Source organism: Pseudomonas sp. (assembly GCF_028293835.1).
Lineage (GTDB): Bacteria > Pseudomonadota > Gammaproteobacteria > Pseudomonadales > Pseudomonadaceae > Aquipseudomonas.
On sequence record NZ_JAQGNX010000097.1, the window covers coordinates 18,132 to 30,617 of the forward strand.

At 56.6% G+C, this 12,486-nt stretch carries 10 protein-coding genes and 1 pseudogene; 4 read left to right on the top strand and 7 right to left on the bottom strand.

All coding sequences use genetic code 11. The features are described 5' to 3' along the window. Positions 1-18: 18 nt before the first annotated feature. On the top strand, positions 19-1,110 hold the full coding sequence (locus tag JWR17_RS13240) for a tartrate dehydrogenase (RefSeq protein WP_299832133.1): 1,092 nt from the start codon (positions 19-21) through the stop codon (positions 1,108-1,110). 502 nt (positions 1,111-1,612) lie between these two features. Then, entirely contained in the window at positions 1,613-2,497 is an 885-nt protein-coding gene (locus JWR17_RS13245) for a manganese catalase family protein (protein ID WP_299832135.1), read from the top strand. A 147-nt stretch (positions 2,498-2,644) separates the two neighbouring features. Here the strand turns inward: JWR17_RS13245 and JWR17_RS13250 are convergent, their stop codons facing one another. The 5 genes and pseudogenes from JWR17_RS13250 to JWR17_RS26340 form a co-directional block, all read right to left on the bottom strand. Continuing rightward, positions 2,645-3,433: an SDR family oxidoreductase gene (locus tag JWR17_RS13250; RefSeq protein ID WP_299832138.1), complete on the bottom strand. Its 789-nt coding sequence runs from the start codon at positions 3,431-3,433 to the stop codon at positions 2,645-2,647. A 46-nt stretch (positions 3,434-3,479) separates the two neighbouring features. Beyond that, positions 3,480-3,830, bottom strand: a complete 351-nt coding sequence (locus tag JWR17_RS13255; RefSeq protein ID WP_299832140.1) for a hypothetical protein — start codon at positions 3,828-3,830, stop codon at positions 3,480-3,482. A gap of 101 nt (positions 3,831-3,931) precedes the next feature. Further along, positions 3,932-4,267, bottom strand: coding sequence for a DUF6388 family protein (locus JWR17_RS13260; protein WP_299832142.1), 336 nt, complete (start codon positions 4,265-4,267; stop codon positions 3,932-3,934). A 44-nt stretch (positions 4,268-4,311) separates the two neighbouring features. Continuing rightward, entirely contained in the window at positions 4,312-5,016 is a 705-nt protein-coding gene (locus tag JWR17_RS13265) for a YoaK family protein (RefSeq protein ID WP_299832144.1), read from the bottom strand. A 136-nt stretch (positions 5,017-5,152) separates the two neighbouring features. Next, positions 5,153-5,377 (bottom strand): annotated as a pseudogene (locus JWR17_RS26340) (OprD family outer membrane porin); the annotation flags it as partial. 343 nt (positions 5,378-5,720) lie between these two features. On the opposite strand from JWR17_RS26340, the gene JWR17_RS13275 reads away from it, so the two are divergent. Both JWR17_RS13275 and JWR17_RS13280 read left to right on the top strand, forming a co-directional pair. Then, positions 5,721-7,394: a methyl-accepting chemotaxis protein gene (locus tag JWR17_RS13275; RefSeq protein WP_299832146.1), complete on the top strand. Its 1,674-nt coding sequence runs from the start codon at positions 5,721-5,723 to the stop codon at positions 7,392-7,394. 335 nt (positions 7,395-7,729) lie between these two features. Continuing rightward, a complete protein-coding gene (locus JWR17_RS13280; protein WP_299832148.1) occupies positions 7,730-8,515 on the top strand; it encodes a hypothetical protein in 786 nt (261 codons plus the stop codon). A 126-nt stretch (positions 8,516-8,641) separates the two neighbouring features. Here JWR17_RS13280 and JWR17_RS13285 read toward each other — a convergent pair whose 3' ends face one another. After that, positions 8,642-9,961 carry an MFS transporter gene (locus tag JWR17_RS13285; RefSeq protein ID WP_299832158.1) on the bottom strand — a complete coding sequence of 440 codons (1,320 nt, stop codon included), beginning with the start codon at positions 9,959-9,961 and terminating at the stop codon, positions 8,642-8,644. A 258-nt stretch (positions 9,962-10,219) separates the two neighbouring features. Then, positions 10,220-12,142: a methyl-accepting chemotaxis protein gene (locus JWR17_RS13290; RefSeq protein WP_299832150.1), complete on the bottom strand. Its 1,923-nt coding sequence runs from the start codon at positions 12,140-12,142 to the stop codon at positions 10,220-10,222. Between the last annotated feature and the right edge of the window lie 344 nt (positions 12,143-12,486).

The following is a 12,486-nucleotide window of genomic DNA, read 5'->3' on the forward strand; positions in this document are numbered from 1 at the left end:
AACTTGGGGGAACTTCACATGACGCATGCCAATTATAAAATCGCAGTCATTCCCGGTGACGGGATCGGTAAGGAAGTGATGCCAGAAGGCGTGCGCGTCCTTGATGCGGTCGCCAAAGCCCACGACATCACCTTGCAATGGGACTGGTTCGATTTTGCCAGCGCCGATTATTACCTGGCGCACAAAAAAATGATGCCCGACAACTGGGCCGATATCCTCAAAGGCTATAACGCCATTTACTTCGGCGCGGTGGGCTGGCCGGATGTGGTGCCTGACCATGTTTCACTCTGGGACTCGCTGTTGCTGTTTCGGCGTGAATTTGATCAGTACGTAAACTTGCGTCCGTGCCGGTTGATGCCTGGCGTGAAATCGCCGCTGGCTGACCGTAAACCCGGCGATATTGACTTCTACGTCGTGCGGGAAAACACCGAAGGCGAGTACTCCAGCGTCGGCGGCCGAATGTTCCCCGGCACGGACCGCGAGATCGTGCTTCAAGAAACCGTCATGACGCGCATCGGGGTCGACCGAATCCTCAAATATGCGTTTGACCTGGCCCAGACACGCCCGAAAAAGCACCTCACATCGGCCACTAAATCCAACGGCATCGCTATCACCATGCCGTATTGGGATGAGCGCGTCGTTGAAATGGGCAAGCGTTACCCGGACGTCAATGTCGACAAGTTCCACATCGACATCCTGACCGCGAACTTCGTGTTGCACCCCGATTGGTTTGATGTCGTTGTCGCCAGCAATCTATTTGGCGATATTCTTTCCGACCTGGGGCCGGCCTGCACCGGCACCATTGGCATCGCACCGTCGGCTAACATCAATCCGGAGCGCCACTTCCCCAGCCTGTTCGAGCCCGTCCATGGCTCCGCGCCCGACATCGCCGGTAAAGGCATTGCCAATCCGATTGGCCAGATTTGGTGCGGTGCGATGATGCTGGAGCATCTGGGGCATCCGGATGCTGGCGCCGCCGTGCTCAAGGCGATTGAAGCGGTATTGGCGATGGGACCGGCCGGGGCACCCTTGACCCCCGATATCGGGGGTACCGGCAATACCGAAGCGCTGGGGAAAGCCATCGCGGATGCGGTCGGTCAGCTCTTGTAGTCGGGTGCAGTGTCGAGAAGGGGGCTGAGAACGTAATTTTTCCAACGGTGCGCAGCGACCAAACGCAACGAGTGGTAGGTCAAAACCGAAGTGCTGAGCTTCTAAAAAATTAATTTGGTCATCCATCACACCGATATTCGGCGAGCCGGAGAAAATTGAACTAAGTTGTACGTAAATTTCAGATCATCGCTCGCATTCGGAGCCCCCATCGAGCGGATGCCCATGAACGCAAAAGGATTACTCGCCGTATTTTTGATTGTCGGCATTTTATGGCTAGCCTCCATGTGGTGGGCGACCGGATTTACCGTCTCTATCGAACCTGTGCACGCGTCGTCCGTTTCCGTATTGCTTTGAATGGATTCCAGTAAGGGTCCGCAACCTTTGCCGTTCATCGAATTGAGAGGAACAGTCGCGCATTTTTCTCCGTCACTTTCTATGTGGCCTCCTGATGGACGCCCTTGATTTAGCCACCACGGCCTATTAGAAAGTTGAGGAGAAAGACATGTTCATTCACAACAAGCGCCTGCAGTACACCGTTCGCGTAGCGGAGCCTAATCCTGGACTTGCAAACCTTCTTCTTGAACAGTTCGGAGGGCCCCAGGGTGAGCTTGCTGCCGCATGCCGCTACTTTTCCCAAGCCATAGGCGAAGACGATTCGGCCCGTAAGGACATGCTGTTCGACATCGCCACCGAGGAACTCAGCCACTTGGAAATCATCGGCTCGATGGTGATGATGCTGAACAAGGGTGCCAAAGGGATGCTGGCAGAAGGGGCAGAAGATGAAGCCACTCTCTATCGTTCATTGACCGGTTCGGGCAATGACTCCCATGTCACGCAAATTCTGTACGGCGGCGGCCCAGCATTCGTGAACTCGGCAGGTGTGCCTTGGTCTGGTGCTTACGTCGACACTATTGGTGATCCAACCGCCGACCTTCGTTCAAATATTGCGGCAGAATCAAGGGCGAAGATTCTTTATGAGCGCCTGATCAATGTGACCGACGATGCCGGGGTGAGAGACGCCCTGACATTCCTGATGACGCGAGAAGTCGCCCACCAGTTGTCGTTTGAAAAAGCACTGCATTCCATCCAGCCGAACTTTCCCCAAGGCAAGCTGCTGGGTGATCCAGCGTTTACCAACGTCTACTTCAAGATGTCTCAGGGCGAAGCACTGCGCGGGCCATGGAATGAAGGTCCGGAGTGGGAATTCGTTGAAAACCCGCAACCTGCGGTTGATGGCGGCGATGGTTTGGTGTCGGGCAACGTCAGCGATGCAGAGATGGATGCGGTATCAGCAATGAAGTTGCGCACAGCGTCAGACCTGACCAGCGATCCGATGACAGGTGCTGATCTGGGTATGGGCGCTGCGGTTAAGTTCGATGCCGAGTAACGCCTAGGCAAGCCCGCTTCGGGCGCGCTGTTTGTTCTATCGCCTGGACGTGCTTTTAAACACGCGGTTGTCTGACAGTGATGCGAAATTAAGGCGCCTTAAAGGCGCCTTATTGATTTGCCTTTGCTTGAGTACATTCGAGCCGGTCTAGAACGCTGATTTGACCACGCCGCCGTCTACCCGTAAGGCTGCGCCAGTGGTTGCCGATGAGGCTTCAGAACAAACATAAACCACCAGATTGGCGACCTCCTCGGGGGTCGTAAAGCGCTTCAGGAGGGAGGTAGGTCGAGCTTTTTCAAAGAATTCCTTTTCGAATTCCGCGAACGGTTTGCCACCCGACAGTTTGTTCACAAACTCACTGACACCTTCGGAACGGGTGGGGCCAGGAAGTACTGCATTCACGGTCACGCCGGTGCCAGCGCAGCTTTCCGCCAAACCGCGGGATAATCCGAGCTGGGCGGTTTTGGTGACGCCGTAGTGGATCATTTCAACGGGGATCTGCACGGCGCTTTCGCTGCTGATAAAAACCACGCGGCCCCAGTTTTTGCTTTTCATGTTCGGCAGGTAGGCCCGTGACAGGCGCACACCGGACATGACGTTGGTGTTGAAGAACTGTTCCCATTCTTCATCAGGGACGTCTTCAAATGGCTTGGGATCGAAGATGCCGAGGTTGTTCACCAAAATGTCGACTTCCGGATAGTGCTCAGTCAGGCGCTTGATCTGCTGCGGGTCGGACAAATCGCCGGCAAACCCTTGAACATCGGCGTCGGGCTGCTGCGCGCGAAGTCTGCTCAGCGCCTCATCCACCGACGCCTGGGAACGACCGTTGAGAATTACCCGGGCCCCCTCGCGGGCCAGTCCGGAAACGATGGCGAAGCCAATACCTTTGGTTGAACCGGAGACCAAGGCGCATTTATTTCCTAGCTGTAAGTCCATGAAATACTCCCGTTCAACTGTGCGACCAGTCAGTCGCTATAAAGGATTATAGGCAGGTCGCCAGCGACGCCAGTCGGCGCTCGGCCAGCGCATCACCGTTGGCTACGAAGAAGTTAATCGTCGTGCCAGAAGCTGCGCTCTGGACATCGACGAAATACTCGGCGCTACGGGTATAGACAGTGAAGCCGCCTTTAGTGCCCGGTTTGAGATACGCATCGGCTTCGACGCCGAACATCACGTCATCTTGCCACGCAAATTGAATGCACTGGGCAACCAGTTGGTCTTGCTTCTCGGAGGTGAATGTCTTCACCGGTGCAGCGCTCCGCGCCGTGTCCATGCTCGGCGCCGCGCAGCCTGCGAGGCATCCAAAGGTCAAGGCGCCTATCAACATCCGCATGGTGTTTCCCTTATTTATTGTGAAAGCCGTTCTTAAAGGCGCTGACTGTAACACTTGGCGGTGAGGGCAAGTTCGTTGCGTCTGTCCAGGCTGCAGCCAGGCTAAACGCCGTTCTGTATCCCATGCTCTTTACAATATTCCGACCAGTCCATTCCGGCCATTTCGGCAACCTCCTTGTGCACCTCCAGCCGTTGCGCCTGAAACTCTTCCGGGGACCCGGCGGTGAGTTTCAGGGTTAGTTCCCAAGCGAAAAAGCCCAAGCGTTCGGCTTCCGCTTCGAACGCTTCATGCAAGCGTTCGTCGCGGTACTGGGCCATGGTTTCGCCCTTGGCCTGGGCGGCCAACGGGTTCAGATGGTCAAGGTCTTCGCGAAGCTCAGGACGTTCCTTGAGGAAAATTTCCAGTGCTGTCTGGTGGCGCTGTTCGGCTGGGATCATAGGCTCTGCTTTTAAGTACGTGTATTCGGATGTTGGCGACGGGTTCATTTAGGCATGTACGCCAGTTGCCAGCGCCGGGGGATTTTTAACGAGGCTACTCCCAGAATGGCAGAAAGCGCGCCGCTGGCAAATAAAGCCTTGAGGACCAGATGCTGTTCAAGCAGGGCACCAATAACCGCACCCGCAAACATGCCGGTCCAAGGAATCAACTGTACCCGCCAGCCATTTCTCCGTTCTCCCAGCAGCCATCGACCCAAGCCGCGGCCAAAGCGTGAGAGGGCACCGGTCACGTAGGTCAACCCGACCGGAAAACCGTTCACCTCTTCGACGGCAGCGTTAAGCATGCCCATGGCGGTGATTGCGCCCAGCAACGCTGGCAATTGATTGTCGAATGGCCATGCTGCAGCGGCACACAGCAGTGCAGCGATATACAACAATAATGGCAATGTGCGCCGGCCCGTTAGCCGGCTGACGACAATGCCCAGCGCGTTGCTGGCGATAAACGTTACCACTAGGAGCGCCAAGCGCAAGACCAGCTCCACATCGCCGTTGCTGATAGCGACGGCCAGGCGAGTGGTGTTGCCGCTCATGAACGAGACGAAATCCCCGGAGGCCATAAAGCCGATGGCGTCGGTCATGCCTGCCAGCACCGAAAGGCAAGCCACCAGCGCGAGGCCGACGCGTCCGCGCCATTTTTGTCTATGCAACAGCGCGGGATGTGCAAAAGCTTTGCGTGGAGAGGGCAGCATCGGCAGGTTTCCATGTGCGCGGGACGGTAGGGGCCGTCGCGTGCAGAGTATGGAGTAATAACCCTCGGATTTGAATTCGACCAAACTCTACGTTTCGGTTGTGTTGGCATAGGTCGCTGCGAAGCCCAGGCCCCTTCACGCCCAAATGACCAAAGTCATATTTGTACACGGCCATCCAGGTTTGTTCGCCCGCGTGCTGGAATTTGTTCAGTTGCAGGTTAGTCAATGCCGGAGTGTCTGCTCCCGAGCCAGGCCGTTGGCGTGCATCGCCGCTGTTAAGCCCCGAATCGAGGTAGGGGAAGTCGCTGTCCCCGGTGTTTTTCTGGGCGCCGATGCCGACGGTATGACCAGGTACTGCCCACTACACCGCGGCCTTGTTCAATCGGCTGGCGAAGTAACGCCCCAACTGTGCTAGTTGGAACTCAACAGCGGAAACAGCGAACCAGCGCTGCGTGTCATTTTAGGTAAGTAAGAATTACCCCGATGACAGTTGCGTGACTGAACCCTGCAGCCAACATGAAGCTTTATTCAGGTGTATTTCATTTACTTCAAGTGTGGCAAGCCACCGTGGCAATGGCCTGAGAGGGGGGGGGGCGCGCAGCGCTGCCCATGATCACCATTAATTTTTCTCTCTGTCACAAAGTCATCACATAATTGCCTTATACATGCCTCTCCACTGTAGGGATGAAGAGGCGTGATCAGCTGTGAATAGGTTCTGGCCTCGGTTTTTAAGCACGCGTTCCGAAACGACCTTACTGCGTCGTTTTAAAATTACCCCGCGACTGGTCATGTGCTTCAGCATCACTGCCGCGCTGTTAGTGGCTGTGGGCGCGTTTTGCCTATGGCAGATGCAGGACATTCGTAACCAGAGTGAAGCGATCGAGAAAGGGGCGCTGCCCAGCATCGCCATGGCCGACGCCATCGCTATCGATCTGGTCAAGATGCGCGCCGAAACGTCAAATCTGATTGCCAATGCCGACGACCCAAGCGCAGTTATCACCAGCAAAATTAACGTCGAGCAGCTGAAAAACGAAGTCGAGAAAGGCTTTGCCGATTACTTGGCGCGGGTTACCGATGCCACCGAACGGGATTCGATCCTGGCGCTGCAAGAAGCTTACAAAGCGTTTATCCCTGGGTTGCACGATCAAATGGCACTGATCGAGCAACGCAAGATTGATGACGCACGGATGCTGATTAACACCACCTTGTCCATGCAAGGCGACTTGATGGACATGCAAGTGCAGCTACTGCGCGAGCTCAACAAGCAAAGCGCAGCAACCACGGTGCAGGCGGCAGGTAAAAGCTATCGACAGGCGCAAGTCATAGTCACGGGCGCGATCATGATGGCGCTGGTGCTGACCTTGCTGCTGGCCTGGCGGTTGAGCATAAGCATTATCCGCCCAGTGCGCCACGCGTTGCACATTGCCAACACCATTGCCGACGGTGATCTCAGTCCCCAAGCCATCCCGAACGGCAAGGACGAACCCGCGCAGCTGCTGAGCATGTTAGGACGGATGCGCGGCAATCTGCACGGAACCATCGCCCAGATCGGCGCTGCCGCCACCCAGCTGGCACACTCGGTTCAAGAAATGGGCACTATCGCTCAAGCCAGCGCGCAGAACCTGCAGCTGCAAAACGACGAAATCGAACAAGCCGCAGTCGCGGTCAACGAAATGAGCCAAGCGGCCGTGGAGGTGGCAGGTAACGCCAGCAACACGTCCAGCGAATCTCAAGCTTCCAGCGAAGCCGCGGCCCAAGGCCAACACCGATTACACGACACCATTGCCTCAATCAAACAATTGACCGGTAACGTGCTGGATTCTTCTCATCAGGCTGAGGGCCTGGCCGAACGCACCCTAAGTATTGGCAAGATTCTCGACGTGATCCGTGCGGTGGCCAACCAGACCAACTTGCTTGCGCTCAACGCCTCCATCGAAGCGGCTCGGGCAGGCGAAGCGGGCCGCGGTTTTGCCGTGGTTGCCGACGAAGTACGGTCCCTTGCACAACGCACCAGTGCCTCTACCAGCGAAATAGAAAGCTTGATAAACGATGTGCAAAAAAGCACTCAAGCCACCGCTGGAGCCCTGCGCCTAACCGCTACCCAGGCCAGCGTTACCCTGGAACAGGCCGCCGCGACCGGGGAGGCATTGGCGGTGGTAATCATATCCACCTCAACTATCAGCAACCGCAACCTGCTGATCGCCAGTGCTGCGGAACAGCAAGCGCAGGTAGCCAATGAAGTGGATCGCAACCTGACCAGCATTCGTGACTTGTCAGCACAAACAGCCTCCGGCGCGCAGCAGACCACCGTGGCCAGCGACGCGCTGTCGATGTTAGCCACGGACCTGAACGCGATGGTGCAGCGGTTTGTGTTGTAGAGGCAGGCACCCGAACAACTAAGCAAATACGTCCGGTAATGGACAGTGTTCGTTTGTATTACAGGTGGTTGTATCCCGGGTGTAACAGGTGTAATAAAAGTGAGGCTAAGTTCGGTCGGAGTTTTTTACAGTCGGCAATTAGTTGACGTCATACTTTACGAAAACTATTAAGAATGTAATAACATGTAATAATAAAACGCCGGAAATATTTACGGGCTGGGGTTGTATGTTGTGTGAGGGCTGGTAGTCTGGTTTCGCCTTCTTAGTTTGTTATAAACAATTAAGCGTTGTCGGCAAGTATCAAAGACACTGACGATGAAAAGAGGCGAACTTCTATGTACCCCACCTTGTTTACTGATGTTGAAATAAAAACCCTCGTTAAATCAATTAATAATGACGGCTTTGCGGTACTGCCCGGTTGGGCCACCCGTGATCAGCTAGCCGACTTGAAGGCGTTGGTGTTGGGCGCAATAGAATCTGCAGGCAACGGTTACGTTGCCTTGACGGGCAGGGAAGCGGTGGCGGGTTCACACCTCGACGCGTTGGGCTCGTCGCCGGTATTCATCGATTTATGCCAGCGAATCGTAGCAACTGCCACGGGGCGCCAGCCGGTGGAGCATGGACTGCATCAGGTGTTGCGTTGTTTGATCGGCGAAGGCGGACAACGGGAGTCGCTGATTTTCCACTATGACTCTTTTGTGCTGACCACCATCATGCCCGTCTGCATGCCCGAGGCAACCGACCCCGGTGATTTAGTAATGCTGCGCAGCCATCGACCGCTGCGTAGCAATTATTTGTTTAATCTGATCGACAAAATGCTTGTCGATAACCGTTGGTCCCAGCGTTGGTTGAAGCGGGATTACTTCAACGGTTCGGACAAGTTCACCCGGATTCGCATGCGGCCAGGCGATCTTTATTTGTTCTGGGGCTATCGGTCGCTGCACACCAACCTGCCAGCAGACCCAAACGAAGTGCGGGCTACAGCGGTGTTCCATTACGACAATCTGCACGCCAATAGTACACTCGCCAGTGGCATACGACGCTCGTTGGGCGTGTTCAAACCGCAGCGGTCTGCCCCCGTTTCAATTCCGCCTACAACAACGCCTTCAACGCCCGGTTGAACATATAAATCTCTGTAGGAGCTGCCGAAGGCTGCGATTTTATGCCCGCATCGCAGCCATCGGCAGCTCCTGCAGAAATCTGTGAATCACATAAATCCCGCTGGGAGCCTACTAGTTGCCGGATCATTATTTACCAACGGTGTTAGGCGTGATCAGGCGCAGGCCGCTGGCGATGCTGCCGACGGCGGCGAAGCCGGCGCCGATGAGCAGGGCCAGCACGGGGCCGTGTTCACCGGAAATTCCATAGCTCAGAGCCACCAATGCCGCGCCGGTGGCTTGCCCGAGCAAGCGTGCAGTGGCGATGGTGCCGCTGGCGCCGCTGCTGCGTTTTTGCGGCGCACTGGTGAGCAGGGCTTTTTGGTTCGGAGCCTGGAAAAAACCAAAGCCCAAGCCGCATATCACCATGCGAATACCAATGTCCCACGCGTCCGGATTACTCGGTAGCAGGGTCAGCGAAATCATTCCGCCACACATCACCGCCAGGCCGATGCCACCCAAAAGCCCCGGCGGGTAGCGGTCTGACAGGCGCCCGGCGAAGGGCGCAATCAGCGCAACCACGACCGACCACGGTGTCATCAGAAATCCGGTTTGCACCGGATCGCGGCCGAGTACGTTTTCGAAAAAGAACGGCAATGAGACAAAGGCCAGGCCTTGGGTTGCGAACGCGCACACCGCTGTCAGCGCGGAGAGCGCGAACAGCGGACGCTTAAGCAGATCCAGCGGAAACATCGGCGCGGGATGTTCGGCCTCGCGTCGGATCATCAATACGCCGCCGACCACAAAAATGACCACAGCGATCCCCACGCTGGTCATCGAGCCCAGTTGCGCGGCCTGACTCAACGCGAAGATTAGTGCCCCGAACGTAATGACATTCAAAATCGCGGTAATTCGATCAAACGGCAGGCCGCTGAGTTTCGTTACCGGCAACGCAGACCAGGCGAAGTACAACGCAAACAGCCCGATGGGCAGGTTGATGGCGAACAATATCGGCCAGTGTGCCACCGACAACACCAGCGAGGCCACGGTGGGCCCGGCGGCAAATGACACGCCCACCACCAACGCGTTCATACCCAGCCCTCGGCCCAGACGCTGGGGCGAGAATATTGAGCTGATCAACGCGGCATTGACGCTCATGATCGCGGCGGCCCCCAGCCCCTGAAGGACCCGGGCGATTGTCAGGGTCGGTAATGACCAGGAAAAGGTACACAGCGCCGAGGCGACGATGAACAGCATCAGCCCGCCGAGGTACACCCGGCGATGACCGATGATTCCGCCCAATGCCGCCAGCGGCAGCAGGGTGGCGACAGCGGCCAGTTGATAGGCGTTGATCACCCACACCGAAGCGGCAGGCGAGGCGTTCAGGTCGGCAGCGATGGCGGGCAGGGCGGTATTGGCGATGGCAGTGTCAAGTGTCGCCAATGAGATGGACAGCAAAATCGCCACCATTGCGCGGAACTCAAGGGACGACAATTTAGTGCTGACGGCTGGGGTTTCCAGCGGGCTTGGCGAATTCATTACCGACGAGGCTCCGGGCGCATCTAATCAAATCAGGCAGGCAGATTTGCCGGGCGGGCAAACGGCTGAAACGCGAGCATGCCGGTTTAGAGCGTCTCTGTACAATGGTGAATCGGCGCAGGCTATGCAGCCCTGCGCCTTCGTCGCTGCACTGGGCCCGATGAGCGCAGCGCTGCTTTGGCCCGTGGCTTACATGCGGAAGCGGCTGACCAGCGTTTGCAACTGAGTTCCCAGGCGCGCCAGCTCTACGCTGGAGGCGGCGGTTTCATTACTGGCCGCAGCGGTTTTCTCGGACGCGTCACGAACATTGACGATGCTGCGGCTGATTTCGTCGGCCACTGCGCTTTGCTGCTCGGCGGCTGCAGCGATCTGCTGATTCATGGCCTGAATGTTCGATACGGTTTGCGTGATGCTTTCTAATGAAACCCCGGCTTTGCGCGTCAAGGCCACGCTGCTGTCGGTCAAATTGCGGCTGCTGAGCATGATGCTCGACACGTGTTGGGTGCCGCTTTGCAATCCGGCGACCAAGGCTTCGATCTCTTCGGTGGACTTTTGCGTCCGTTGCGCCAGACCGCGTACTTCGTCAGCCACCACCGCAAAGCCGCGACCGGCTTCACCTGCACGCGCGGCCTCGATCGCGGCGTTGAGGGCCAGCAGGTTGGTTTGCTCGGCCACGGCTTTGATCACGTCCATGACTTTGCCGATTTTGTTGCTTTCCAGTTGCAGTCCGTTCATGGCTTCGCTGGAGCGAACCACTTCGGCGGCCAGGCGTTCTATCTGCACAATCGCTTCGCCCACCACCTTGTCGCCTTCGCGGGCTTCCTTGTCAGCAGCGGAGGCAGCGTTTGAAGCCTGTTCGGCATTGCGTGCCACTTCCTGAACCGTGGCCGACATCTCGTGCATGGCCGTCGCGACCTGATCGGTCTCGATTTTCTGGCTATTCACCCCAGAACTGGTCTGCTGGGTGGCTGTAGAAAGCGATTCGGCAGCGCCGGAAATTTGTGTGACGCCATCGCGGATCCCGCGGATCAATTCACGCAAGGTACTGCCCATGCGCTGGATACCCAACAACAGCTCCCCCAGTTCATCGCGACGAGTGACGGTCGCGCTGTGGGAAAGATCGCCCGCTGCAATGCGCTCGATCACGGCCAGCGTTTGTTGCAGGGGACGAGTGATCTGGCGAGTGATAATGATGGCCGCAAATACACCGATGATCAGCGCCAGCAGCGTGGCGCCGATTTGCAGTTGACGCGACTGGGCACTGTCTTGATCGCGTTTGCTGGTTTGGAGTTTGTACAGTTCATCATTCAGGCTGAGGATAACGATGCCCAGTTCACCCAGGGATTTACGTGATGAAACGATATCGCCGTTGGCCACTTTGAACGCCAGCACCGACGCTCGGTAGTTGAGCAGCGCGGTCTCCAATTGTTTTACTGCCTCGGGCTGTGAACTGCCGAACACCGCTCCCAGCGGCTTGATGCCGCCGATGGCAGCGTCCAGTTGGCCCATGGTTTTCTGTTCGTTCTCAGCCGTCGGTTTCGCGGTGTAGCCGCGCACTTCATAGCGCACCAGTGCCAAGTCTTCCTTTGCCTTCATGATCGCCTGGTACTGGTCGAAGCGGCCTTCATCGGCGGGGGCCATTTGCAGCACGGGAGTAAGAATCGAGCCGATAAGATCAGCGCCTTTCTGCGCTTGAGCATTCATGTCTCCACTAACCGTGTTGACGACGTTGTAGGCACTGCGCATTTTTGCCAGGGCGCTTTCGTAATTAGTGCTGACATCGGCCAACTGGCTAAGCACTTTGAGCGCTTCGGGATCTTTGAGCTCCTTGCTAAGCTTTTGTTGTATGTTTTTGTAGCTTTCCAACGCCACTAGTACGGTTTGCCCCACGGTGTCGTCACCGTTGGCAATCATGTATTGCAAGCGCGATACACGCAGATTGGCCAGTTGGTTGCTTAGCGCCGCAATACTGCTCATTTTGTCGCTGCGCGAAATGAGCCCGTCCAGGCTGGTCCAGCCAATTAACGCCAAAGCCGTCGTCAGGACTAATACCAGGCCAAAGCCCAGTGCCAGTTTTAGGTTGACGCTGATGTCCGAGAGCCAGCTATTCATCTAATTTCTCCAGAATATCGATTTTGGAATGCTCGCGTGGCTGGGAAATCGTGGATCTCGGGCCAATAAACCTGTTCGCAAAGACGCTATCGGCCAGGAACGGGATAGCTGAATGTGAATTTAAAGAGAATCTGTAGGAGGTTCCGCCACGTCTCCGACGCCGCGCTGCCGGGCAACCAACACAAAACCAAGGAGCTGCCGAAGGCTGCGATAGGCCGAGGCCGCGGGCGACCGGCACCCTTTCAGCGGTTCATGAGGGCGACCGGTTCCCGGTCGAATCGCAGCCTTCGGCAGCTCCTTGTATGTTGTCCCTGTGCCCAACGAAAGAGGTTATGGTCACAGGT

Coding starts and splice junctions, on each gene's coding strand:
- JWR17_RS13240 (WP_299832133.1), top strand. CDS start 19: ATGACGCATGCCAATTATAAAATCGCAGTCATTCCCGGTGACGGGATC.
- JWR17_RS13245 (WP_299832135.1), top strand. CDS start 1,613: ATGTTCATTCACAACAAGCGCCTGCAGTACACCGTTCGCGTAGCGGAG.
- JWR17_RS13250 (WP_299832138.1), bottom strand. CDS start 3,433: ATGGACTTACAGCTAGGAAATAAATGCGCCTTGGTCTCCGGTTCAACC.
- JWR17_RS13255 (WP_299832140.1), bottom strand. CDS start 3,830: ATGCGGATGTTGATAGGCGCCTTGACCTTTGGATGCCTCGCAGGCTGC.
- JWR17_RS13260 (WP_299832142.1), bottom strand. CDS start 4,267: ATGATCCCAGCCGAACAGCGCCACCAGACAGCACTGGAAATTTTCCTC.
- JWR17_RS13265 (WP_299832144.1), bottom strand. CDS start 5,016: ATGCTGCCCTCTCCACGCAAAGCTTTTGCACATCCCGCGCTGTTGCAT.
- JWR17_RS13280 (WP_299832148.1), top strand. CDS start 7,730: ATGTACCCCACCTTGTTTACTGATGTTGAAATAAAAACCCTCGTTAAA.
- JWR17_RS13285 (WP_299832158.1), bottom strand. CDS start 9,961: ATGGTGGCGATTTTGCTGTCCATCTCATTGGCGACACTTGACACTGCC.
- JWR17_RS13290 (WP_299832150.1), bottom strand. CDS start 12,142: ATGAATAGCTGGCTCTCGGACATCAGCGTCAACCTAAAACTGGCACTG.